The following is a 270-nucleotide window of genomic DNA, read 5'->3' as shown; positions in this document are numbered from 1 at the left end:
AAGGCGTACGCCCCGGTCGAAGACCCGGAGCTGGGCGCTAAGGGCGGCAAGACGGCGAAGCTCAAGATCTTCCGCGGAGACGCGAACGGTGGGGAAGAGGTCGACTACGAGTTGCCGCTGGTCGAGGGGATGGTCGTCCTCGACGCGGTCCTCTACATCCAGGCGCACCAGGCGAGCGACCTCGCGGTGCGGTGGAACTGCAAGGCGGCCCACTGCGGCTCGTGCAGCGCGGAGATCAACGGCCGCCCCAAGCTGATGTGCAAGACGCGC

The 270-nt window shown here is 67.8% G+C and carries 1 protein-coding gene; it reads left to right on the top strand.

Going from position 1 to position 270, the window contains the following annotated elements; translation table 11 throughout:
- Positions 1-270: 2Fe-2S iron-sulfur cluster-binding protein (locus ACH107_RS33835; protein ID WP_412509927.1), on the top strand; the 270-nt coding region annotated here is incomplete at both ends.

This window comes from Roseovarius halophilus (ex Wu et al. 2025) (assembly GCF_047086965.1).
This window is presented reverse-complemented; position numbering and strand designations above follow the sequence as displayed.